Source organism: Amycolatopsis sp. CA-211722, assembly GCF_056828465.1.
The window spans coordinates 373,362-395,103 of record NZ_CP184752.1; the positions used below are offsets into that span (position 1 = coordinate 373,362).

The 21,742-nt window shown below is 70.0% G+C and carries 22 protein-coding genes; 12 read left to right on the plus strand and 10 right to left on the minus strand.

Annotated elements, in window-relative coordinates; all coding sequences use genetic code 11:
- The first annotated feature begins 141 nt into the window (after positions 1-141).
- The 6 genes from ACOCEP_RS01765 (at position 142) to ACOCEP_RS01790 (ending at position 5,202) form a co-directional block, all read left to right on the plus strand.
- Positions 142-1,479 carry a ferredoxin reductase family protein gene (locus ACOCEP_RS01765; protein WP_482339536.1) on the plus strand — a complete coding sequence of 446 codons (1,338 nt, stop codon included), beginning with the start codon at positions 142-144 and terminating at the stop codon, positions 1,477-1,479.
- A 17-nt stretch (positions 1,480-1,496) separates the two neighbouring features.
- Positions 1,497-1,916, plus strand: a complete 420-nt coding sequence (locus ACOCEP_RS01770; protein ID WP_482335426.1) for an FMN-binding protein — start codon at positions 1,497-1,499, stop codon at positions 1,914-1,916.
- Positions 1,913-2,650 (plus strand): FAD:protein FMN transferase, encoded by a 738-nt coding sequence (locus ACOCEP_RS01775; RefSeq protein WP_482335427.1) that lies wholly within the window; start codon positions 1,913-1,915, stop codon positions 2,648-2,650. The genes ACOCEP_RS01770 and ACOCEP_RS01775 overlap by 4 nt, the downstream gene beginning before the upstream one ends.
- Positions 2,651-2,692: 42 nt before the next feature.
- Positions 2,693-3,073, plus strand: coding sequence for a VOC family protein (locus ACOCEP_RS01780; RefSeq protein ID WP_482335428.1), 381 nt, complete (start codon positions 2,693-2,695; stop codon positions 3,071-3,073).
- On the plus strand, positions 3,070-3,894 hold the full coding sequence (locus tag ACOCEP_RS01785; protein ID WP_482335429.1) for a class I SAM-dependent methyltransferase: 825 nt from the start codon (positions 3,070-3,072) through the stop codon (positions 3,892-3,894). Before ACOCEP_RS01780 ends, ACOCEP_RS01785 begins: the two co-directional genes overlap by 4 nt.
- A gap of 294 nt (positions 3,895-4,188) precedes the next feature.
- Complete coding sequence (locus tag ACOCEP_RS01790) at positions 4,189-5,202, plus strand: asparaginase (RefSeq protein WP_482335430.1); 1,014 nt, start codon at positions 4,189-4,191, stop codon at positions 5,200-5,202.
- 75 nt (positions 5,203-5,277) lie between these two features.
- Here ACOCEP_RS01790 and ACOCEP_RS01795 read toward each other — a convergent pair whose 3' ends face one another.
- The 3 genes from ACOCEP_RS01795 to ACOCEP_RS01805 form a co-directional block, all read right to left on the minus strand.
- Positions 5,278-5,757: a cysteine dioxygenase gene (locus ACOCEP_RS01795; RefSeq protein ID WP_465530462.1), complete on the minus strand. Its 480-nt coding sequence runs from the start codon at positions 5,755-5,757 to the stop codon at positions 5,278-5,280.
- Positions 5,758-5,948: 191 nt separating this feature from the next.
- Entirely contained in the window at positions 5,949-6,962 is a 1,014-nt protein-coding gene (locus tag ACOCEP_RS01800) for an NAD(P)H-dependent glycerol-3-phosphate dehydrogenase (protein WP_482335431.1), read from the minus strand.
- Positions 6,962-7,705 (minus strand): lysophospholipid acyltransferase family protein, encoded by a 744-nt coding sequence (locus tag ACOCEP_RS01805; RefSeq protein ID WP_482335432.1) that lies wholly within the window; start codon positions 7,703-7,705, stop codon positions 6,962-6,964. Before ACOCEP_RS01805 ends, ACOCEP_RS01800 begins: the two co-directional genes overlap by 1 nt.
- A gap of 66 nt (positions 7,706-7,771) precedes the next feature.
- Between ACOCEP_RS01805 and cofC the strand changes: the two genes are divergently transcribed.
- The 3 genes from cofC to ACOCEP_RS01820 are packed head-to-tail and all read left to right on the plus strand — an operon-like array spanning position 7,772 to position 11,677.
- Positions 7,772-8,401: a 2-phospho-L-lactate guanylyltransferase gene (cofC, locus tag ACOCEP_RS01810; RefSeq protein WP_482339538.1), complete on the plus strand. Its 630-nt coding sequence runs from the start codon at positions 7,772-7,774 to the stop codon at positions 8,399-8,401.
- Between the two features lie 58 nt (positions 8,402-8,459).
- Positions 8,460-10,745, plus strand: coding sequence for an RNA degradosome polyphosphate kinase (locus tag ACOCEP_RS01815; RefSeq protein WP_482335433.1), 2,286 nt, complete (start codon positions 8,460-8,462; stop codon positions 10,743-10,745).
- On the plus strand, positions 10,742-11,677 hold the full coding sequence (locus ACOCEP_RS01820) for an NUDIX hydrolase (RefSeq protein ID WP_482335434.1): 936 nt from the start codon (positions 10,742-10,744) through the stop codon (positions 11,675-11,677). The genes ACOCEP_RS01815 and ACOCEP_RS01820 overlap by 4 nt, the downstream gene beginning before the upstream one ends.
- 593 nt (positions 11,678-12,270) lie before the next feature.
- Here the strand turns inward: ACOCEP_RS01820 and ACOCEP_RS01825 are convergent.
- From ACOCEP_RS01825 to leuC, 3 genes are all read right to left on the minus strand, one after another.
- Positions 12,271-12,936 (minus strand): HU family DNA-binding protein, encoded by a 666-nt coding sequence (locus ACOCEP_RS01825; protein WP_482335435.1) that lies wholly within the window; start codon positions 12,934-12,936, stop codon positions 12,271-12,273.
- Positions 12,937-13,189: 253 nt separating this feature from the next.
- Positions 13,190-13,792, minus strand: a complete 603-nt coding sequence (gene leuD, locus ACOCEP_RS01830; RefSeq protein WP_482335436.1) for a 3-isopropylmalate dehydratase small subunit — start codon at positions 13,790-13,792, stop codon at positions 13,190-13,192.
- A gap of 31 nt (positions 13,793-13,823) precedes the next feature.
- The gene (gene leuC, locus ACOCEP_RS01835; RefSeq protein ID WP_482335437.1) at positions 13,824-15,242 is read right to left on the minus strand and encodes a 3-isopropylmalate dehydratase large subunit; all 1,419 of its coding nucleotides are present in this window, start codon (positions 15,240-15,242) and stop codon (positions 13,824-13,826) included.
- Between the two features lie 79 nt (positions 15,243-15,321).
- On the opposite strand from leuC, the gene ACOCEP_RS01840 reads away from it, so the two are divergent.
- On the plus strand, positions 15,322-16,023 hold the full coding sequence (locus tag ACOCEP_RS01840; protein ID WP_007031477.1) for an IclR family transcriptional regulator: 702 nt from the start codon (positions 15,322-15,324) through the stop codon (positions 16,021-16,023).
- Between the two features lie 168 nt (positions 16,024-16,191).
- On the opposite strand, the gene ACOCEP_RS01845 is transcribed toward ACOCEP_RS01840, so the two are convergent.
- The 4 genes from ACOCEP_RS01845 to ACOCEP_RS01860 form a co-directional block, all read right to left on the minus strand.
- Positions 16,192-16,584, minus strand: a complete 393-nt coding sequence (locus tag ACOCEP_RS01845; protein ID WP_482335438.1) for a hypothetical protein — start codon at positions 16,582-16,584, stop codon at positions 16,192-16,194.
- A gap of 101 nt (positions 16,585-16,685) precedes the next feature.
- On the minus strand, positions 16,686-17,351 hold the full coding sequence (locus ACOCEP_RS01850) for a winged helix-turn-helix domain-containing protein (RefSeq protein ID WP_482335439.1): 666 nt from the start codon (positions 17,349-17,351) through the stop codon (positions 16,686-16,688).
- Positions 17,352-17,360: 9 nt separating this feature from the next.
- A complete protein-coding gene (locus ACOCEP_RS01855) occupies positions 17,361-19,010 on the minus strand; it encodes a right-handed parallel beta-helix repeat-containing protein (protein ID WP_482335440.1) in 1,650 nt (549 codons plus the stop codon).
- A complete protein-coding gene (locus tag ACOCEP_RS01860; RefSeq protein WP_482335441.1) occupies positions 19,010-19,663 on the minus strand; it encodes a helix-turn-helix transcriptional regulator in 654 nt (217 codons plus the stop codon). The genes ACOCEP_RS01855 and ACOCEP_RS01860 overlap by 1 nt, the downstream gene beginning before the upstream one ends.
- Positions 19,664-19,821: 158 nt before the next feature.
- Here ACOCEP_RS01860 and ACOCEP_RS01865 point away from each other — a divergent pair, with 158 nt between their 5' ends.
- Together ACOCEP_RS01865 and ACOCEP_RS01870 are read left to right on the plus strand one after the other, a co-directional pair.
- The gene (locus ACOCEP_RS01865) at positions 19,822-20,487 is read left to right on the plus strand and encodes a response regulator transcription factor (RefSeq protein WP_482335442.1); all 666 of its coding nucleotides are present in this window, start codon (positions 19,822-19,824) and stop codon (positions 20,485-20,487) included.
- On the plus strand, positions 20,484-21,740 hold the full coding sequence (locus tag ACOCEP_RS01870) for a sensor histidine kinase (RefSeq protein ID WP_482335443.1): 1,257 nt from the start codon (positions 20,484-20,486) through the stop codon (positions 21,738-21,740). Before ACOCEP_RS01865 ends, ACOCEP_RS01870 begins: the two co-directional genes overlap by 4 nt.
- The last annotated feature ends 2 nt before the right edge of the window (positions 21,741-21,742 follow it).

Below are 21,742 nucleotides of genomic sequence, written 5' to 3' on the forward strand. Positions count from 1 at the left end.
CCATCCTCCGTGAACGCGCGCGCGAGGGCGAGGCGGGAGCGCACACGACAGGAAGCCGACAGGTTCCGCCAAGAAAGGTCACAGGTTGGCACAGCAGGCTCGGTCCTTGAACCGGACCGGAAGGAACCACGTGTGACCACCATGACGCAGACCGCCGCGAGACCGCGCCCGGCGATCCGTCCCAGGATCGCCGCGCGCGCCGGTCTCTTCCTCTTCCTCGGGGCCAACGTGGCCACCGTGACCATGCTCTTCTTCGCCGCCGGGCCGTCGGACAACGTGCTCATCGGCATCGGCAGGCTCGCCGGGCTGTACGGGGCGCTGGCGATGGCGTTCCAGCTGCTGCTGGTCGCCCGGCTGCCGTGGCTGGACCGCCGCCTCGGCATGGACCGGCTCACCGCCTGGCACCGCTGGACCGGGTTCAGCCTGCTGTGGACGCTGCTCGCCCACTTCGTGTTCATCGTCTTCGGGTACGCGCAGGTCGAGGACACCGGCGTGGCCGACGAGTTCGTCACGATGGTGACCAAACTGGAGGGGATCCTGCGCGCGGTCGTCGCGTTCGCGCTGATCCTGCTCGTCGGCGCCGTTTCCGCCCGGTTCGCCCGGCGCCGGCTGGCGTACGAGACCTGGCACTTCATCCACCTCTACACCTACGCGGCGGTCGTGCTGGCGTTCAGCCATCAGATCGCGCTGGGCGGATCGTTCGCGTCGTCGCCGGGGGCCCAGGCCTACTGGTGGGGCGTGTGGGGTGTCGCGCTCGGCTCCGTCGTCGCGGGCCGGGTGGTGCTGCCGCTGGCGCGTAATCTGCGTCACCGGCTGAAGGTCGTCGCCGTCGTCCCCGAATCCCGCGACGTCGTCTCGGTCTACATTTCCGGCAAGGACCTCGACAAGATGCCCGCACGAGCCGGTCAGTTCTTCCTGTGGCGCTTCCTGACCCGGGATCGCTGGTGGCAGGCGAATCCGTTCTCGCTGTCGGCCGCGCCGGACGGCCGCACCTTGCGGCTCACCGCGAAAGCCGCCGGTGACGGCAGCGCGTCCCTGCGGTCGCTGAAGGTCGGCACCCGGGTGTTCGCCGAAGGCCCGTACGGCGCGTTCACCACGATGCACCAACAGAAACCGAACGCGTTGCTCGTGGCGGGCGGCGTCGGGATCACGCCGATCCGCGCGCTGCTGGAGGAGATCTCCGGACACGTCGTGGTGCTCTACCGCGTCCGCGACGAACGCGACGCCGTCCTCCTTCCCGAGCTGATCGGGCTGGCGCGAGCGCGCGGCGCGGTCGTCCGCGTCCTCAGTGGACCGTCCGATCAGGCCGGTCCGGTCCTCGGCGCGCCCCATCTGCGGCGGATGGTGCCGGACATCGCCGACCGGGACGTCTTCGTCTGCGGCCCGCCGGGGATGACGTCGGCGACGCTGCGCAGCCTCCGGGAGCTGCGGGTGCCGTCCCAGCAGGTCCACGCCGAACGCTTCAGCCTCGCGGCCTGAGCCAGGGAGTCCCGATCATGAAGAAGACCATCGTCGCGGCCACGGTCGCCCTTTCGGCCGCCGGCTTCCTCGGTGTCTGGCTGTACGAACCCGGCCCGCTCGGCTCGGAGACCGTGGCCGTCGCCGCGCCCGCCCCGTCCACCGTGTCCTCTTCGGACGGTGGCGCCTCGGAGGGATCCGAGCACACCGTCGACGGTTCGGTGGAGAGCAACCGGTACGGCACGGTCCAGGTGCGGCTGGTGATCTCGGCCGAGGACAGGATCTCCGAGGTCCGCCTGCTGCAACGGCCGACCAGCGGCCGCGGGGTCGCCGCCATCCCGATCCTGCAGGAGGAGACGCTGACCGCGCAGAGCGCCGACATCGACACCGTCTCCGGGGCGACGTCGACGAGCGAGTCGTACGTCAAATCCCTGCAGGCGGCGCTGGACGCCAGATGAACCGCGTCGAACAGGTGATGGGGCTGCCGGTCTCGGTCGACGTGCGGGCGGACGGCGGGCTCGTCGGCCACGCCATCGACGGCGTCTTCGGCTGGCTGCGGGAAGTCGACGCGCGGTTCAGCCCGTTCAAGGCCGACAGCGAGGTCTGCCGCTACGACCGCGGCGAACTCTCGCCTTCGGAGCTGAGCGACGACCTCCTGGAGATCCTCTCGCTGTGCGATCACTACGAACGGCTGTCCGGTGGGGCGTTCACCGCCCGGCTCCCCGGCCGGCGGCTCGATCCGAACGCGGTGGTCAAGGGCTGGGCGGTGCAGCAGGCGGCGTCGCTGTTGCTGGCCGAGGGATTGGACGTGTTCTGCGTCAACGCGGGCGGGGACGTCGTCACCTCCGGCGAACCGGAACCCGGCCGCGCCTGGCGGGTCGGCGTCCGGCATCCCGAGCGGCCCGACGCGATCTGCGCCGTGGTCGAATCGTCCGGTGGCGCGGTCGCGACGTCGGCGGAATACGAACGCGGCGCGCACATCCTGGACGGACGGACCGGGCGCCCGCCCATCGGGCTGCTGAGCGTCACGGTCGCCGCCGACGACCTCGTCACCGCGGATTCCCTCGCCACGGCCGCTTTCGCGATGGGGACCGAGGGAATCGCGTGGGTCGCCGCGCAACCCGGCTGCCAGGTGCTGATCATCGACGCGGAACGGCAGGTGCACCGGTCGCCTGGGTTACGCCTGGCGTAAACCGTTGGCCGGGTTTCGCGGGCTGAGGCAGACTGCGGCGTCATGACCTCTGTCGTACAGAACTTCTTCTTCGACTGCGCCGACGCCTACGAACTGGGCCGGTTCTGGAGCGGCGTCGTCGGCAAACCGATGGCCGACGACGACGTACCGGGCGATCCCGAAACGATCATCGAGATGGACAATGGAGTCACGTTGTTCTTCGGGCAGGTCCCGGAGCCGAAAACGGTGAAGAACCGGATCCACCTCTGCCTCCAGCCGGACATCCCGCGCGACGAGGAGGTGGAGCGCCTGCTGAAGCTCGGCGCGGCCCTCCTGCACGACCGGCGCAACCCGGACGGCACCGGCTGGGCGGTCCTCACCGACCCCGAGGGCAACGAATTCTGCGTGCTGCGCAGCGCCGCGGAGAAGGCGGCCACCTCGTGACGGACTACCTGACCGTCAACCGGGCGAACTGGGACGAACGCGCCCCGGCCCACGCCGCTTCGGCGGACTACGGCTACCAGAAGTTCGTCGCGGACCCGGCGCACCTCAGCGGCGTGGTCACCTTCGACCGGCCGCTGCTCGGCGACGTCTCCGGCGCCCGTGGCGTGCATCTGCAGTGTCATATCGGCACGGACACGCTTTCGCTCTCCCGGCTCGGCGCACGGATGACCGGCCTCGATTTTTCCGCGCCCGCGCTGGAGATCGCGCGAGGGCTGGCCGCCGAGACCGGCGCCGGGATCGACTATCACGAGTCCGATGTGTACAGTGCCGCCGACGTGCTGGGCACCGGGGAATTCGACCTCGTCTACACCGGAATCGGTGCGCTCTGCTGGCTGCCGGACATCGCCCGGTGGGGACAGGTCGTCGGCGCGTTGCTGCGGCCGGGCGGGCGGCTGTTCATCCGGGACATGCACCCGATGCTCGGCACCCTCGACGAGACGCAGCCGCTGATCACGCCGCGGTACTCGTACTTCGAACACGCCGAACCGCTGGTGTTCGACGAACCGGGGACCTATGTGGACACCGACGTTTCGTTCCGGCACAACCGGACGCACGAGTGGAACCACGGGCTCGGCGAGATCGTCACCGCGCTGCTCGACGCCGGGCTCACGCTGACGCGGCTGGTGGAGCACGACAGCGTGCCGTGGAACGCGCTGCCCGGGTTCATGACCCTGAACGAGGCGACCGAGGAATGGCGGCTGACGGAGGAGCCGCGGCGGCTGGCGGCGAGTTTCACGCTCGAAGCCGTGAAGGCGCGGTGAGCGCTGGGTGCTGTGTGAGCCTCAGCGGCTGGTTGTTATCCCCCGGTTCCGGTCCGTGAAGGCCTTCTTGAGGGACTCTGGGTCCCTCAAGAAGGCCTTCACGGACAGCTCTGGCCGGGGGTGCGGTGTCGCGGCCGGGCTGCGGCCGGGCGTTGTGAAAGCCACTTTCGCAACGTTGAAGGTTGCGAAAGTGGCTTTCACAACGCCCGGCCAAGCCCAGCCTGGCAGGTCTCGTGAGTGGTAAGGACGGTTAGAACCCTCCTTACCACTCACGAGCTTTGGAAGAATGCCCTCATGAGCGTCTCCCCTGAGAAACGGCCCCTCGTCGCCGTCGCCGCCCTGGGCGGCACCATCTCGATGGTCCCCGGCGACGGTGAAGACCACGCCGTGCCCCGGCTCACCGCCGCCGACCTGCTCGGCGACCTCGGCGAGCACCTCGAGATGGACGTCCGCGCGGAGACGCTCGCGGGGATTTCCAGTGCCTCGATGGATTTCGCGACCCTGATCAGGACACGGGACTGGGCCGCCCGCGCCGTCGAAGAAGGCGCGGACGGAGTCGTCGTGGTCCAGGGCACGGACACGCTCGAAGAGACCGCGTACTTCTTCGAGCTGACGTGGGCTTCCGAAGCGCCGATCGTGATCACCGGCGCGATGCGCAATCCCAGCCTGCCCAGTGCCGACGGCGCGGGGAACCTGCTGGCCGCGTTGACCGTCGCCGCCGATCCCCGCAGCCGGGGCCGCGGCTCCCTGGTCGCGTTCAACGACGACGTCCACGCCGCGCGCTGGGTGCGCAAGGCGCATTCGAGCCATGTCGAGGCGTTCTCCTCGAATCCCGCCGGACCGCTCGCGCTGCTCAGCGAGGGCCTGGTGCACTACTTCCACCCGGTCGCCGCCCGGCCGGCGGCGTTGTCGTTGGTGGACGCGGACTTCTCCGGGCTGGTGCCGATCGTCGAGAGTGGCGTCGAGGACACCGGTGAGCTCCTACAAACGCTGGTCAAGGCCGGGGTGAAGGGGGTGGTGCTCGCCGCGAACGGTGCCGGGCACGTTTCGGCGGGGTCCGCCGAAGTGATCGAACGGGTCCTGCCGGAGGTGCCGATCGTGGTCGCCGGCCGCACCGGTGCCGGGCCGACGTTCCGCGGCACCTACGGCTTCCGCGGTTCCGAAGCGGATCTGATCGCGATGGGCGTGACCATGGCCGGCTGGCTGGACCCGCGTAAATCCCGGCTCCTGCTGCACACCCTGCTCGCCACCGGCGCCTCGCGAGACCGCGTCGAGGCCGAATTCCGGCTCCGGGGAGACCTCGCCTGACCCTGCGTTTCGTCCTCTAAATGCGGTAGTTGCGCGGGCAACTACCGCATCTAGAGGACGAAACGCGGAAGTGGGTCAGTCCCGGACCGGGCCCGAGACGGGGTCCAGGTGGTACGGCCGCATGGCGCGGGGCCGGTGCCGGTAGACGTGCACGCTGACGGCGGGATCCGGGCCGTCGTTGCGTACTTCGTGGACGTAGCCCGGGCCGAAAACGCGAGACTGGCCCTCCGACAGCGAGTGCAGCTCGGTCACGGCCCGCCCGTCGACGGCGCGCCGGGCCACGGTCTCGCTCAGCTTCCCGCTGACGACGGTGAACGCCCCCGCGGCGAACTCGTGGTCGTGCAGGTCGGTGCGCTGGCCGGGCAGCCAGCTCATGAGCCAGATCTCCTGCAGCTCGTCCGAGTCGACGAGGGCGGAGAACCGCTCGTCGGGGTCGTACCGCAGCAGGTGGCGCCAGCGGTCACGGTCCGCGGCGAATTCGAGCGCGACGCGCACCGGGTGGCGCAGGGCGGGGTTTTCGGGAATGACGAGCGTGTTGTCCGGAACGGCGAACATGAAGGGTCCTCGCAGAAAGAAGTGGGTGTCGAGCTGGGCCGGGGCTGAGTTCACCGACAACAGCGACACGACGCACACGAGACGGCGCCAAGACCCGAGAGGCCCCGCGACACAGTCATCCCACGTGCGAACATGCGCTCAGCGAACCAGCACCGGACCCGGCGGTCAACCGATCCCACACCGTGGACCGCTCAGGACCACTCGTGCTTCTGCGACCGTCCGAGCAGCTCGGCTCCCGCTCGCCGCGGGTCGACCCCTTCGTGGCACACGCGGTGCATCGCGTCGGTGATCGGCATGTCGACACCGAGGCCCATCGCGAGTTCCCGGATGGACGTGCACGATTTGACGCCCTCGGCGACCTGACCGCCGGTGGCCGCGAGCGCCTGCTCCAGTGTCTCGCCCCGGCCGAGCCGCTCGCCGAAGGTCCGGTTGCGCGACAACGGCGACGAGCAGGTCGCCACCAGGTCACCGACGCCGGCGAGCCCGGCGAAGGTCAGCGGGTCGGCGCCCAGTTTCGCGCCCAGCCTGGCCATCTCGGCCAGCCCGCGGGTGATCAGCGTGGCCACGGTGTTCGCGCCCAGCCCGAGCCCGGCCGCCATCCCGCAGCTGAGCGCGATGACGTTCTTGCAAGCCCCGCCCAGCTCACAGCCGACGACGTCGGTGTTGGTGTACGGCCGGAAGTACTGGTTGAAGCTCGCCTGCTGGATCGCCTTGGCGTTGTCGTGGTCGGTGCAGGCCAGCACCGCCGCCGCCGGCTGCCCCAGCGCGATCTCCTTCGCCAGGTTCGGCCCGGACACGACCACGATCTGCCCGGCGTCGACGCGGGCGATCTCGGCGATGACCTCGCTCATCCGCTTGAGCGTGCCCAGTTCGACGCCCTTGGCGAGGCTCACCAGGATCGCGTCGGCGGGCAGCAGACCGGACCACTCCGACAGATTGGTCCGCAACGTCTGGCTCGGCACCGCGAGCACCACGGCCTGCGCGCCGTCGAGGGCCTCGGCCGGATCCGCCGTGGCGGTGATCCGCTCCGGCAGGTCGATATCGGGTAAATAGGACGAATTACGGTGCCGTTCCCGGATGTCGGCCGCGACCTCGGGCCGCCGGGCCCAGATGGTCACGTCGCGTCCGGCGTCGCCGAGCACCTTGGCGAACGCCGTCCCCCACGATCCCGCGCCGAGTACGGTCACCCGCTGGACCTCGGCCATCAGGCGTCGTCCTCCGGCTTCTTCGCCGGCGGTTCCTCCTGGCGGATCTCCGCGAGCAGCGCGGTGATCTCGGTCATCATCAGATCGGTGACCTCGCGCAGTTTCGACGCGCTGCGGGTCGAACCGTCCTTGTAGGCGGAAAGGTCCATCGGCTCGCCGACCAGATGCGTGATCGTCTTGCGCGGGAACGGGGTGAACTTCTTCGTGTAGCCGTTGAAGATGTGGTTCGTGCCCCAGCGGGCGATCGGGATCACCGGCACGTCGGTCTCCAGCGCGAGCCGCGCGGCCCCGGTGAACGGCTTCTTCGGCCAGCCGTCCGGGTCCTTGCTGATCGTCCCCTCCGGATAGATCACGACGACCTTGCCGTCACGCAACGCCTGGTGGGCGGCCTTGAGGCTGTCACCGGCGGCGGCCGAACCGCGCGAGACCGGGATCTGGCCGGCGCCGACGAAGATCTTGCCGAAGAGCGGTGTCCTGGTCAGGCTCTCCTTGCCGAGGAACCGCGGCACCCGCCGCTGACGGTGCACGAACACCGCGTCCACCGCCGGGTCCATGTGGGACACGTGGTTGAGCAGGAGCAGCGCGCCGCCTTCGCGGGGGATCCGTTCGGCGTTGCGGTAGACCCGCTTGCCGATGGCCGTCGCCGGGTAGAACAGTGCGGCGGCGATGCCCACCCAGATGCCGCCCTTCTCACGCCGGGCCAATTGGTCCTCCTCGAAGTCACACGTGTCGTCCCAGGCCACTGATCCTGCCGCGCGCGTACGAGCGCGGTCCAGGGAGGGTCGGGTAAGAAGTGAGATGTGGACTCTGTGGGCTTCGACCTGATCGTGCCGATGAAACGCCCCGCCGAGGGCAAGTCACGGCTGCGCGGCGCGGTCGTGCCCGAGCGGCACGCCGAACTGGTGCTGGCGCTGGCCTACGACACGTTGTCCGCGGCGACCTCGGCGGACGGGGTCCGGCGGGTGCTGGTGGTCGCCGCCGACCCGGCGTCGGTGGCGGATCTCACCGACCTGGGTGTCGAGATCGTCACCGAACCGTCGCACGGCGGTTTGAACGCCGCCCTGCGCCACGGTGAGGAGCTGCTGCGCCGGGACACGCCCTCCGGCCTGGTCGGCGCCCTGCAGGCCGACCTGCCCGCGCTGCGGACCGAAGACCTCACCGCCGCCCTCGCCGAGGCCGCCGGGCACCGGGCGTTCGTCGCGGACCGGCAGGGCACGGGCACGACCCTGTTGCTCGCGGGGGCGGGCCGGTCGCTGGCGCCCCGGTTCGGCGCGGGTTCCGCGCGGGCGCACACCGCTTCCGGTGCGACCCCGCTCACGATCGCCGCGGAATCGCTCAGGGCCGACGTCGACACCGCGGATGATCTCGCTCACGTTCGCACCCTGGGTGCCGGAAAGCGCACTTCAACGCTGTTGGGAACACCCTGCGTGGTGATGTGACGAGAGTTCACCCTGCCGACCCGCGCGCGGCGCACATATTCGCCCCGAGTGGTGAACAATGAAGCCCGTGAGCACAAATGACGGCGGCACCCCGAACTCGGCAAGGAAGCGGAAGACCTCCGCCGCGAAACCGGAACCGGACAGCGGCACGGCGAAACCCGCCAGGACCAGAAAGAGCCCGGCCCCCCGCGCGACGCGCGGCGGTTCGGCGAGCCGGCCGGCCCAGGAGTTCCGCGCGCTGCCCGCCGCGCCGCCCGCGGTGACGTCGGCGCCCACCGCCGTCGAATCCCTGCCCGACGACCGGTACTTCAACCGCGAGCTGTCCTGGCAGGACTTCAACGCGCGCGTGCTCGCGCTGGCCGAGGACGAGTCGCAGCCGCTGCTCGAACGCGCCAAGTTCCTGGCGATCTTCGCGTCCAATTTGGACGAGTTCTACATGGTGCGGGTCGCCGGGCTCAAGCGCCGCGACGAGACCGGGCTTCCGGTCCGGAGCGCGGACGGGCTCACCCCGCGCGAGCAGCTGGCCTACATCGCCAAACGCAACCAGGACCTGGTCGAGCGGCACACGAACGCCTTCGAGCTGCACCTGCGGCCGCAGCTGGCCGAGGAGGACATCCTCATCGTCGGCTGGAACGACCTGACCGGCGCCGACCAGCTCCGGCTGTCCAACTACTTCAGCGAGCAGATCTTCCCGGTGCTCACACCGCTGGCCGTGGATCCCGCGCACCCGTTCCCCTACATCTCCGGCCTTTCGCTCAACCTGGCCATCACCGTCCGGGACCCCGAAGCAGGCACGGAGCGGTTCGCGCGGGTCAAGGTGCCGAGCAACGTGCCGCGCCTGATGCGGATCGAGCAGCAGCCGCGGGAGAGCCGCACCGCGACGTTCCTTCCGCTGGAGGAACTGATCGCCGCCCACCTCGGCGAGCTGTTCACCGGGATGGAGGTCACCGAGCACCACGCGTTCCGGGTCACCCGCAACGCGGACTTCGAGGTCGAAGAGGACCGGGACGAGGATCTTCTCCAGGCGCTGGAACGCGAACTCGCCCAGCGCCGGTTCGGCCCGCCGGTGCGGCTCGAAGTGGCGCAGGACATGAGCGAGCACATGCTCGAACTGCTGCTGCGCGAACTGGAGGTCGATCCGCGCGACGTCGTCGAGGTGCCCGGCCTGCTGGATCTCACCTGCCTGCACCAGTTGTCGGGTGTCGACCGCAAGGAACTCAAGGACCGCCCTTTCGTTCCCGCCACGCATCCGGCGTTCGGTGAGCGCGAGACGCCGAAGTCGGTGTTCGCGACGCTGCGCGAGGGCGACGTCCTCGTGCATCACCCGTACGACTCGTTCTCCACCAGCGTCCAGCGGTTCATCGAACAGGCCGCCGCGGACGACAAGGTGCTGGCGATCAAGCAGACGCTGTACCGCACCTCCGGCGACTCCCCGATCGTCGACGCGCTGATCGACGCCGCCGAGGCGGGCAAACAGGTCGTCGCGCTGGTCGAGATCAAGGCGCGGTTCGACGAGCAGGCCAACATCACCTGGGCCCGCACGCTGGAACGCGCGGGCGTGCACGTGGTCTACGGGCTCGTCGGGCTGAAGACGCACTGCAAGGTGTCGATGGTGGTGCGGCAGGAGGGTTCGACCATCCGCCGCTACTGCCACATCGGCACCGGCAACTACAACCCGAAGACCGCGCGCCTGTACGAGGACCTCGGCATCCTGACCGCCGACCCGACGATCGGCGCGGATCTGACGGATCTGTTCAACGTGCTGACCGGGTACTCCCGCCAGGACACCTACCGCAACATCCTCACGTCGCCGCACGGGATCCGCCGCGGCATCGTGCGCGCGATCGGCGAGGAGATCGAACTCGCCCGCGCCGGCCAGACCGCCGGGATCCGGATCAAGTGCAACTCGCTCGTCGACGAGCAGGTGATCGACGCGCTGTACCACGCCTCACAGGCCGGGGTGCCGGTCGACATCGTGGTGCGCGGCATCTGCGCGCTGAAGCCGGGTGTGGAGGGACTGAGCGAGAACATCCACGTGCGGTCCATCCTCGGCCGTTTCCTGGAGCACTCGCGGATCTTCACCTTCCTCGCGGGCGGCACGAGGTGGATCGGCAGCGCGGACATGATGCACCGCAACCTCGACCGCCGGATCGAGGCGTTGGTGCGGGTCAAGGATCCGAAGCTGACCGCGCAGCTGGACTACATCTTCGAATCCGCGCTGCATCCCTCGACCCGGTGCTGGGTGCTGAACTCGACCGGCGAGTGGACGCCGTTCCCCGCCTCGGGCGACGACGTCCGCGACCACCAGGTCGAGCTGGCGAAGCGGCACGGGGCGGCGGGATGAGCGGGGTCATCCGGGCGGCGGGAGCCGTTCTCTGGCGCCGTGACGGGGACCGGATCGACGTCGCGCTGGTCCACCGGCCGCGCTACGACGATTGGTCGCTGCCGAAGGGAAAGCTGGATCCGGGCGAGACCATCGCGGGCGCGGCGGTCCGGGAGATCGCGGAGGAGACCGGATTCGAGGCGGTCCTCGGCCGCTATCTGGTCCGGACCGAATACACCGTGGCCGGAGCGCCGAAGACCGTCGACTACTTCTCCGCGCACGCCGTCTCCGGTGCTTTCGCGCCGAACGAGGAAGTCGACGAGCTGCGCTGGCTCGACGCCGGGACGGCGGAGAAACTGCTGACGCGGCCCGAGGACGTCCGGGTGCTGCGCGAGTTCTCCGCGCTGCCGCCCGAACTCACCACGGTGATCCTGGTGCGCCACGCCAAAGCGGGTAAACGCGACGAGTGGACCGGCGACGACGATCTGCGGCCGCTGTCGGACGCGGGCCAGCGCCAGGCCGAAGCGCTGCGTTCGCTGCTGCGGCTGTACGCGCCCGGCAGGGTGCTCTCGGCGCCGCGGCTTCGCTGTGTCCAGACGGTGAACGGGCTCGCCGAAGACCTCGGCGTCGAGGTCCGGCACGAGCCGCTGCTGTCGGAAGAGGGCTACTGGCCGGACCCGGTACTCGGTGTCGCGCGGCTGCTGGCCATCGCCGGTGACGGCGGGACGCCGGTGATCTCCAGTCAGGGCGGGGTGATCCCGGACGTCGTCAGCGCGCTGGCCGACCGCGACGGCGTCGACCTGACCGCCGCGCGCGGCGGCGTGGTGCCGTCGAAGAAGGGTTCGTTCTGGGTGCTGTCGTTCCGGGCGCCGACCGAACAGGACGGGCCGGTGCTGGTGGCCGCGGACTATTTCGCGTCGCCTTTGCCCACGCCCGCTCCCGCACATCCCTGAGGCTTCATCGCGCGTGAAGGCCCCCTTCCCTCGGCTGAGCCGAGGGAAGGGGGCCTTCACGCGCTACAGGGGTATTCGAGGTCTGGCTGGGCGTATCCGGGTGCCGCGGGGATGTCGCGAAAGTGGCTTTCGCGACATGCGACGGGGAGCGCCTCACGACGACCGCGCCCGCCGCGCCTCCCCGTTGCGAAAGTGGCTTTCGCAACGTTGAAGGTTGCGAAAGTGGCTTTCGCAACCCCCTCGCGTCAGGCTTGCCCCTCAAGGAAACCCGACGGCGCCGCTCCCCCACGTGGGTGACGTGCCTACTCCGGCGGTGTCGAGGCGAACCGCCGCACGTCGCTCCACTGTGGAGCCAGTGAGCGGGACCGTGCGTCCATCGGAGTGACGATCGAAGCGGATTCTTTTCCGCGACTTCGCCTGGCAGCGCGAGAATCGCGTCACATACGCCTCAGGGCGGCCGCGGATCCATAGCGGGACAAGAATCCCCGGATGCCGCGCGCGAGCGCTCCAGCGTCGATCACGGGCCTGAAAATGCGGCAGGGCCCCGCGCGGTGCGCGGGGCCCTGCCGTTGGCTCTCTCGTGGAGAGGGAGCTTACTTCTTCTTCGCGGCGGCCGAAGTCCGCTTGGCCGGAGCCTTCTTCGCGGGAGCCTTGGCGGCGGTCGCCTTGGCGGCCGGCTTCGCGGCGGCCTTGGTGGCGGTCGCCTTCTTGGCCGTGGTGGCGCGAGTCGTGGCCTTGGCGGCGGTCTTCGGCGCGGCCTTGGCGGCGGTCGTCTTGGCCGCGGCCTTGGTCGCGGTCGCCTTGGCGGCCGGCTTCGCGGCGGCACGCGTCGTCGTGGCGGCGGCGCGGGTCCGCGTGGTCGTGGAACGCGTCGCGGCCGGGCGGCTGGCGGCCGTCCGGGTCGTCGTCGCGCGGGTGGTGGTGGCACGGGTGGAGGTGCCGGCGGTCGCGCGCTTCACAGCGGTGGCCTTCGGCAGCTTCTTCGAACCACTGATGACGTCCTTGAAGGTCGTGCCGGCGCGGAACGCGGGCACGTTGGTCTTCTTGACGCGAACGGTCTCACCGGTGCGCGGGTTCCGCGCGGTGCGGGCGGCGCGGGCGCGCTTCTCGAACACACCGAAGCCGGTGATGTTCACCTTCTCGCCCTTGTTGACCGTCCGGATGATGATGTCGACAAGGCCATCGACGGCCTCCGACGCGACCTTCTTGTCGCCCAGGCGCTCCGACAGCGCCTCGATCAGCTGGGCCTTGTTGGCCATTCCAGTCCTCCAAGAAGAACTACTTGTACACGGCCCCGTCGGCCGACTTAGCGCACACGGTATTACCAATGCAGCACAAATTCCAAACGACGCGCGGAAATTTCCCTTGTCTCGGGGGCTGTTCCGCCTCCCGAGGGACCCCTTCAGGGCCTCCGGAGGTGTCGTTCGGTGTGGTTTCGGGGCTGTCGTGAGGACCCCTGGCCGGGGCGCGGATTCCCTGCTCAGCAAGGGAATCCGGCCCCTTCGGCCGGGCCTAGGAGGAGGCCGCCGGGAGGGTCACCGGCTTCCAGGAGGGGCGCTGGGACTCGAAAGTGTCGATCTCCTCCGCGTGGCGGAGCGTCAGGGCGATGTCGTCGAGCCCTTCGAGGAGCCGCCAGCGGGTGTAGTCGTCGATCTGGAAGGGCGCGGTGAAGTCCTTGGCTCGTACCGTCTTCGACTCGAGGTCCACCGTGACCTCCGTCCCGGGCTCGTTTTCGAGCAGCTTCCACAGCAGTTCGACGTCCGCCTGCTCGACCTGAGCGGCGACGAGGCCCTGCTTGCCCGAGTTGCCGCGGAAGATGTCCGCGAACCGGGAGGAGATCACGACCCGGAATCCGTAGTCCATCAAGGCCCACACCGCGTGCTCGCGGGACGAGCCGGTGCCGAAGTCCGGGCCCGCGACCAGGACCGACCCGGTCTTGAAGGGCTCTTGGTTGAGGATGAACGACTCGTCGGACCGCCAGGCGGCGAAGAGCCCGTCCTCGAAGCCGGTGCGGCTCACGCGCTTGAGGTAGACCGCCGGGATGATCTGGTCAGTGTCCACGTTGGACCTGCGCAGCGGGACCCCGACGCCGGTGTGGTGGGTGAACGCGTCCATGTTGGGAACTCCTTCGCGGATGTCAGCGATGTCAGCGGGCGACGGCGGGCTGGAGGTCTTCGGGGCTCGACAGCGTGCCCCGCACGGCCGTGGCGGCCGCCACGAGCGGTGAGACCAGGTGCGTCCGGCCGCCCTTGCCCTGCCTGCCTTCGAAGTTGCGGTTCGAGGTCGACGCGCTCCGCTCGCCCGGCTTGAGCTGATCCGGGTTCATGCCGAGGCACATCGAGCAACCCGCCTGACGCCATTCCGCGCCCGCTTCGGTGAAGATCCGGTCCAGCCCTTCGGCTTCCGCCGCCTGGCGGACGCGCATCGAGCCGGGGACGACGAGCATCCGGACCGAGTCCGCGACCTTGTGCCCGCGCAGGACGTCCGCGGCGGCCCTCAGATCCTCGATACGGCCGTTCGTGCACGAGCCGAGGAAGACGGTGTCCACCGCGATCTCGCGCAGCGGCGTGCCCGGCTTCAGGTCCATATAGGACAGGGCCTTCTCAGCGGCGATGCGCTCGTTCTCGTCGCCGATGCGCTCCGGGTCGGGCACCTCGGCGCCCAGCGGGAGCCCCTGGCCCGGGTTCGTGCCCCAGGTCACGAAAGGCGTGAGCTCGTCGGCGTTCAGGCGCACCTCGGCGTCGAAGACGGCGTCGTCGTCCGTGCGGAGTTCGCGCCAGTTCTCGACGGCGGCGTCCCAATCGGCGCCCCGCGGCGCGTGCGGACGGCCCTTCAGATACGCGAACGTCGTCTCGTCCGGCGCGATGAGCCCGGCGCGCGCGCCGGCTTCGATGGACATGTTGCACACCGTCATCCGGGCTTCCATCGAGAGCTTTTCGATGGCCTCGCCGCGGTACTCGAGGACGTAGCCCTGCCCGCCGCCGGTGCCGATCTTCGCGATCACGGCGAGGATGATGTCCTTCGCGGTGACGCCGGGGCGCAGCGAACCGTCGACCGTGATCGCCATCGTCTTGAATGGACGGAGCGGCAGCGTCTGCGTGGCCATCACGTGTTCGACCTCGGAGGTGCCGATGCCGAACGCCATCGCGCCGAAGGCACCGTGCGTCGAGGTGTGACTGTCGCCGCACACCACGGTCATTCCCGGCTGGGTCAGGCCGAGCTGCGGGCCGATGACGTGCACGATGCCCTGCTCGGCGTCGCCCATCGGGTGCAGCCGGACGCCGAACTCCGCGCAGTTGGCGCGCAGGGTGTCGACCTGGGTGCGGGAAACGGGATCCGCGATCGGCAGCTCGATGTCGATCGTCGGGACGTTGTGGTCCTCGGTCGCGATGGTGAGGTCGGGGCGGCGCAGTTTCCGGCCCGCCAGGCGGAGTCCGTCGAACGCCTGCGGGCTGGTGACTTCGTGCAGCAGGTGGAGATCGATGTAGAGCAGGTCGGGCTCGGCCCCCTCGCCGCGCCGCACCAGGTGCGACTCCCACACTTTCTCGGCCAGTGTCCGGGGCATTTCCGGCTCCTCACATGCGGTGAAATCGGTACTTCCCACCATCTGGACATCTCAAACTTCGGGAAGATAGTATCGGCTTGTGGGACAGCATAGCGGTATCGGAGTACTCGACAAGGCCGTGGCCGTGCTTCAGGCCGTGGCCGAAGATCCTTGTGGCCTGGCGGAACTGTGCACGCGGACCGGTTTGCCGCGCGCGACGGCGCATCGGCTCGCGGTCGGCCTCGAAGTGCATCGCCTGTTGCGCCGCGGCCCCGACGGGCGCTGGCGCCCGGGTACCGCGCTCGCGGAACTGGCGGGCGGTTCGACCGACCCGCTGCTCGACGCGGCGAGTTCGGTGCTGCCGAAATTGCGCGACATCACCGGCGAAAGCGTTCAGCTGTACCGCCGCGACGGCGTCCAGCGCGTCTGCGTTTCGACGGCGGAACCGCCGAGCGGGCTGCGGGACACGGTGCCGATCGGTTCGCGGCTGCCGATGACCGCGGGCTCCGGCGCGAAGGTGCTCGCCGCGTGGTCGGATCCGCATACGCAGCGCACGATCCTCACCGAGGCGGTGTACGGGGAGCGCACCTTGCTCGAAGTCCGCCGCCGCGGCTGGGCCCAGAGCGTGGCGGAACGGGAACCGGGTGTGGCGAGTGTCTCGGCGCCTGTACGGGATTCGACGGGCACCGTCGTCGCCGCGGTCTCGGTTTCCGGGCCCATCGAACGGATAGGGCGTAAGCCGGGGGCACGGTGGGCGGCGGACCTCCTCGCCGCCGCGGACGCGCTGCAGGAGCGTCTCTGAACCTCAAGGAACGACGCGGGGTCGAGAGCGGCGCCGGGGCGGTGTCGCGAAAGCCACTTTCGGGACACCAGGCGTCGCGAAAGTGGCTTTCGCGACCTGCCTGAGCCCCAAGACGAGTGAAGGCCCCCTGCGGCGCAGGGGGCCTTCACTGTTCCCGTCCGGGAAGGATCAGAACTCGTCGGCCTTGGTGAGCTCGTGTTCGAAGGCGTCGGCCCGCGCGACGAGAGCCGTCAGCGGATGTTCGAACTCGTCGACCAGGTTCAGGTCGATCAGCGGGATCGTGTGCTTGAGCAGGGCGACGCCGTCCACCACCGCGGCGCCGCCGACCGAATCCCCGCCGGCCAGTTCGAGCAGGCGCCGCAGATCGATCTTGTCGGCCCAGCCGACCGGAGACGAGATCTCCACCCACTCCGCGCCGTCGTGGTCGGGCAAGTGGTGCAAGGACACCTGCTGGCCGCGGCCGTCGCCGGTGTCGACGCGGAACCGGAGCCACCCGTCCCGCTCTTCGAGCACCTCGTACCGGCCCCGGACGAAATTGATCACGCCTGCCCAGATGGACACCCTCGTCACCTCTCGGTTTCGCCGCCTCGTGCGCTGTCGAGCATGGCACATCCGGGGCACGCGGGGTGTCGACGGTCTCATTCGGGCGGGGTTCCCGCGGTCTACTGAAGCGGCGCCATCCGGTAACCCGACCCCCGCACGGTGTGGATCAGCGGCGGATCCTTGAGCTTCCGCCGCAGCCGCGCGATCACGACGTCGAGCACGTTGGACGCCGGATCCGCCATCTCGTCCCACGCGTACCGGATCAGTTCCCGCCGCGAGACCGGCCGCCCGGTCGCGGCCATCAGCCGCTCCATGACGAGATACTCCTTGCGCGTCACGGTGAGCAGCACGCCCGCCCGGGAGATCTGGTGCCTGCCGGTGTCGAGTTCGACGTCGGCGCAGCGCAGGACCACCGCCTGCCCGGCCATGTCCCGCCGGCACAGGCTGCGCACCCGCGCGATCAGCTCGGGCATCGCGAACGGCTTGACCAGGTAGTCACCGCCGCCGACGCGCAAGCCGTCGATCCGGTCGGCGACGCTGTCCCGCGCGGTCAGGAACAGCACCGGCAGCGGCCACCCGGCGCTGCGCCGGTTGCGTACGTAGGCCAGCGCGTCACCCGAAGGCAGCATCCGGTCGAACACCGCGCAGTCGTAGGCGTTCACCATCAGCGCCTCGTCCGCGCCGGGCAGGTCGGCGGCGGTGTCCACCGCGAACCCGTCCCCGCGCAGCGCGAATTCCAGCGCCACCCGCAAGTTCTCGTCGTCCTCGGTCACCAGCACCCGCACACCGGCACGTTATCGTGCGATGGCCGCCTCGACGTCGGCCACGTGCAACCCGCGCAGTTCTTCGATCGCGGGCATCCGGCCCAGCAGCCGCAAACGTTGTGACTGAGCCGTGCGCGCCTTCTCGAACAGCAGCCGCGCGTCCCGCGCGTTGCCGAAGTTGACGTCGCCGGAAACGCGCCGGAAGTGGCCGGTCAGCACCGGGCCGGCGGCGGGATCGACTTCGTAGTCGCCGGCCGACGCCATCCGCCCGAAGATGGCGAGCAACTCGTCGGGGCTGTAGTTCTCGAACTCGATCGTCTTGCCGAAGCGCGACGCCAGACCGGGGTTGGCGGCGAGGAAGTCGACCATCTCGCCGGTGTACCCGGCCACGATCACCGCCACCTCGTCGCGATGTTCCTCCATCAACGGCACCAGGGTGTCGATCGCCTCCTGGCCGAAATCGCCGCCGGAGCCGGCGAGCCGCGTCAGCGTGTACGCCTCGTCGATGAACAGGACGCCGCCCTTGGCTTCCTCGAACACCGTCGCGGTCTTCTCCGCGGTGTGCCCGATGTACTGCCCGACGAGATCCCGGCGGGAAACCTCGCGGAACTGGCCGACCGGCAGGACTCCCAGCGCCTTCAGGAGTTTGCCGTAGATCCGGGCGACCGTCGTCTTCCCGGTGCCGGGCGCGCCCGCGAAGATCAGATGGTGCCCGGCGGCGCCGACCGGCAGCCCGGCCCGGCGGCGCCATTCGTTGACCTGCAGCTCGTCGACCAGGGAACGGACCTCTTCCTTGACGCCGGGAAGGCCGATCATCCCGTCGAGTTCGGCGAGCATCTCGTCCAGCTCGTCGTCCCCCACGGCGCCGGGGTCCGCGGTGTCACCGATCGTCGGCGTCGCCCCTTCGGCGATCGCGACACCCGGTTCCGCGGTGTTCGAGACCCGGCAACCGGAGATCTCGCCACCGCAACCGGAGGCGAAGGCGATCCCCGGGCCCCGGGTGTCGGTGACCGTGCATCGTTTGAGGACCGGCACGCCGTGGTGCGCGACGGCGATTCCTTCGTGCCCGGTGTGCGAGACGGTGCAGCCTTCCACGACCGGCCGGGCGTACTGGTAGACGTAGATCCCCCGCAGCCCGCAGCCGGTGATCGTGCAGCGCAGCACGACCGGATCGGCGCCCTGCCCGAGGGTGATCCCGTCGCCCGTCACGTCTTCGACGGTGGTGTCCTCGATCCGCCCTGGCGAGCCGTCGACGACGATCCCCTGCTCCGCCCCCGAGATCACGCAACCGCTCACGGTGAACGCCGTCGTGCCGCGGATCGCGATCGCCGGGCCGCGCCCGCCGGAGACGGTGCAGTCGCGGACCGCGAGTTCCGTGTCGTGGGACTGGATCGCGGACGCGCCGCCCGCCAGGACTTCGATTCCGTCGAGGGCGAGCGCTCCGCCGGTGACACGGAAAACGGGCCGGTCCGCGCCCCGGCCGTCGACGACGACGGTGGCGCCGTCCGCCGCGGCCAAGGTCACCCGGAGACCGGACAGCTCGACGGTTTCCGCGTATTCCCCGCCCGCGATGGTGATGACGGCGCCGTCGGACGCTTCCGTCAGGGCGTCGCCGATGGTCGGGTACGCGCCTGGCCGCCGGGCCACCAGCAGGACGCGGCCGGGAGTCGAGGTCGTCATCAGCCGGCCTTCGCCATCAGCCAGCCGCGGTCGACGGCCTTCGCGCCCGCCTGGAACCGGCTGCGCGCACCGAGCCGGTTCATGATGTCGGCGACCATCCGGCGCACCGTGCGCACCGAGACACCGAGGCGGGCGGCGGCGGATTCGTCGGTGGTGCCGGAGAAGAGCAGCGTCAGCAGCTCCTGCTCGCGGCAGGTCAGGATCGAGGCGTTCCCGTCGTCCGGGAGATCCAGCGGGACGAGCGGGGCGGCGGCCTGCCAGATCCGCTCGAACAGCCCGACCGTCGCGGTGACCACGCCGGGAAGCCGGAACACCGCGGAACCGGCCTGCCTGCCCTCCGCCGGGAGCACGACCGAGGTCCGGTCGATCACCAGCGCGTCCATCGGGATCTCGGCGTCGGTCCGTACCTCGGCCCCCGCCCGCGACATCCGGTTGAGCGCGCCGGACATCCGCGCGGAATCGGGGAAGAGCACCTTGTGCCGCACGCCGGGCCGCACGCCGCCGAGCGCGATCCGCTGGAACGCGGTGTCCGTTCCCGTGCTCATGACGAGCACCTCGCCGGTCGCTTCCGCGAGCAGCTCGCCGAGCCCCGCCCGGTCGCTGCCCGGGCCCGTTCCCGTGACCAGACTGAGCTGGCCGGTCTGCACGGTCATCGCAGGTACCTCCCTCTTCCCCCGGCGCGGTGCCGCCGACGACGTCCTGTTCATGCCAGTTCCCGCCGCACGGGCGGCCTCGGGCACCCGACGCGTTAGCGTTCAGGGGCACCGGGAACTGCACGCGTCTACTTTCGCTGTCCGAACATGAGGTTTTGATGACACGGGTGATGGTCGTCGAAGACGACGAGAATCTGCGGCTAGCGCTGGTCATGCAGCTCCGCGCGGCCGGCTACGCCGTCGACGAGGCCGGTGACATCGCGACCGCGGACCGGCTGCTGCGCGGCACCCACCACGACTGCGTGGTGTTCGACCGGATGCTGCCCGACGGCGACGCCATCTCCTACGTCCACATGCGACGGCAGCTGGGCTGGCGCGCGCCGGTGCTGTTCCTCACCGCCCGTGACGCGCTCGCCGACCGGGTGGCCGGGTTCGAGCACGGCGGCGACGACTACCTCGTGAAGCCGTTCGTGATGGCCGAGCTGACGGAACGGGTGGCCAACCTCTGCCACCGGTCGGCCTTCGACCGGCCCTCGGTGCTGCACCACGAAGACCTGGTGATGGACTGCGCGCGGCGCGAGGTGCGCCGGGCGGGCGTGCTGCTCACCTTGACCAACAAGGAGTACGCGGTGCTCGAATACCTGCTGACCAGGGCGGGCCTGCCGGTGCAGCGGGCCGACCTGATCGAGCACTGCTGGGACGCGCAGGCCGATCCGATGTCCAATGTGGTCGATGTGGTGGTGAAGCGGTTGCGGCGCAAGCTCAAGGAACCAGAACTGATCCACGCCGTCCGCGGCCTCGGCTACCGGCTGGGCTCGCGGTGAACACCCACTCCTCGGCCGATCGGCTGCGCAAACTGCGCTGGACGCTGACCGCGTTGTTCACCGTGATGAACACCCTCGGGCTGGTCGTCTTCGCGTGGCTGCTCATCAGCGAGGACGGTGACCAGGGCGAGGAACGGATCGACGCCGCGCTGACCCAGGTCACCTCGTCGGTCAGCAGGCTGGTCGCCTACGACGACGGCACCGTCGGCTTCGGTCTGGTCAACACCGACGTGCTGAACGACCGCTGCCCCCAGTTCGCGATCCTGCCCGGCGCGGCGCCCGCGTTCCAGCCGCACTTTTCGCGGGCGGACTGCGTCCCGATGAGCACGCAACTGCTGAACGGGCTCGCCACCGAGGCGGTGAAGTCCGGCAAGCTGGTGCAGGGGCATCAAAAGGCGTCGAACGGCGACCTGGTCAAGGTCCGCGCCGAACCGCTGCGCGACAGTGACGGCAAGACCTTCGCGGCCGTCGTGGCGGTGCAGTCCACCGAGGCCGAGGATTCCGCGCACACCACGTTCACGCTGCTGGTGATCGGCGGCACCGTGCTGCTGGTGGCGATACTGGGCTTCGCGGGTCATCTGCTGTCCGGACGCTCGATCCGCCCCGCGGCCGCGGCCTTGCAGCAGCAAGAGGTCCTGCTCGCCGAGACCGCGCACGACCTCCGCACCCCGGTCGCCGCCCTGCGCGCGCTCGCCGAAACCGCGATGGCCAACCCCGCGCAGTCGGCCGAACTCCTGCCACGCACCGTCCGGCTCGCCGCGAGAATGGGCGGGATCATCGACGATCTCCTCGTCCGCGCCCGGCTCGCCGCCGGCGTGGAACAGCTGAGCATCCAGCCGATCTGGCTCGATCAGCTGGTGGTGGGCATCGTCGAGGACACCGCGACCGAAGGCGCCGAAGTCACCGTCACCGCCGCGCCCACCAAGGTCAACGCCGATCCCGCGCTGCTGCAACGGGCGATCGGCAACCTCCTCGACAACGCCATGCGCTACGGCCGCCACCCGGGCTCGAAGGCGTTCGTGCACCTGACCGTCGCCGGCGGCACCGTGACCGTCGCGGACCACGGCCCGGGTATCGACACCGCGCTGGCGGGCGAGGCGTTCGACCGGTTCGCCAGCACCGGCGGGTCTTCCGGGCTCGGGCTGTCGATCGTGCGCTGGGTCGCGCAGGCGCACGGCGGCACGCTCGCGGTGTACAACGCGGACGAGGGCGGCGCGATTTTCGAACTGCGGTTACCGGTCAGCCCGAACTGACC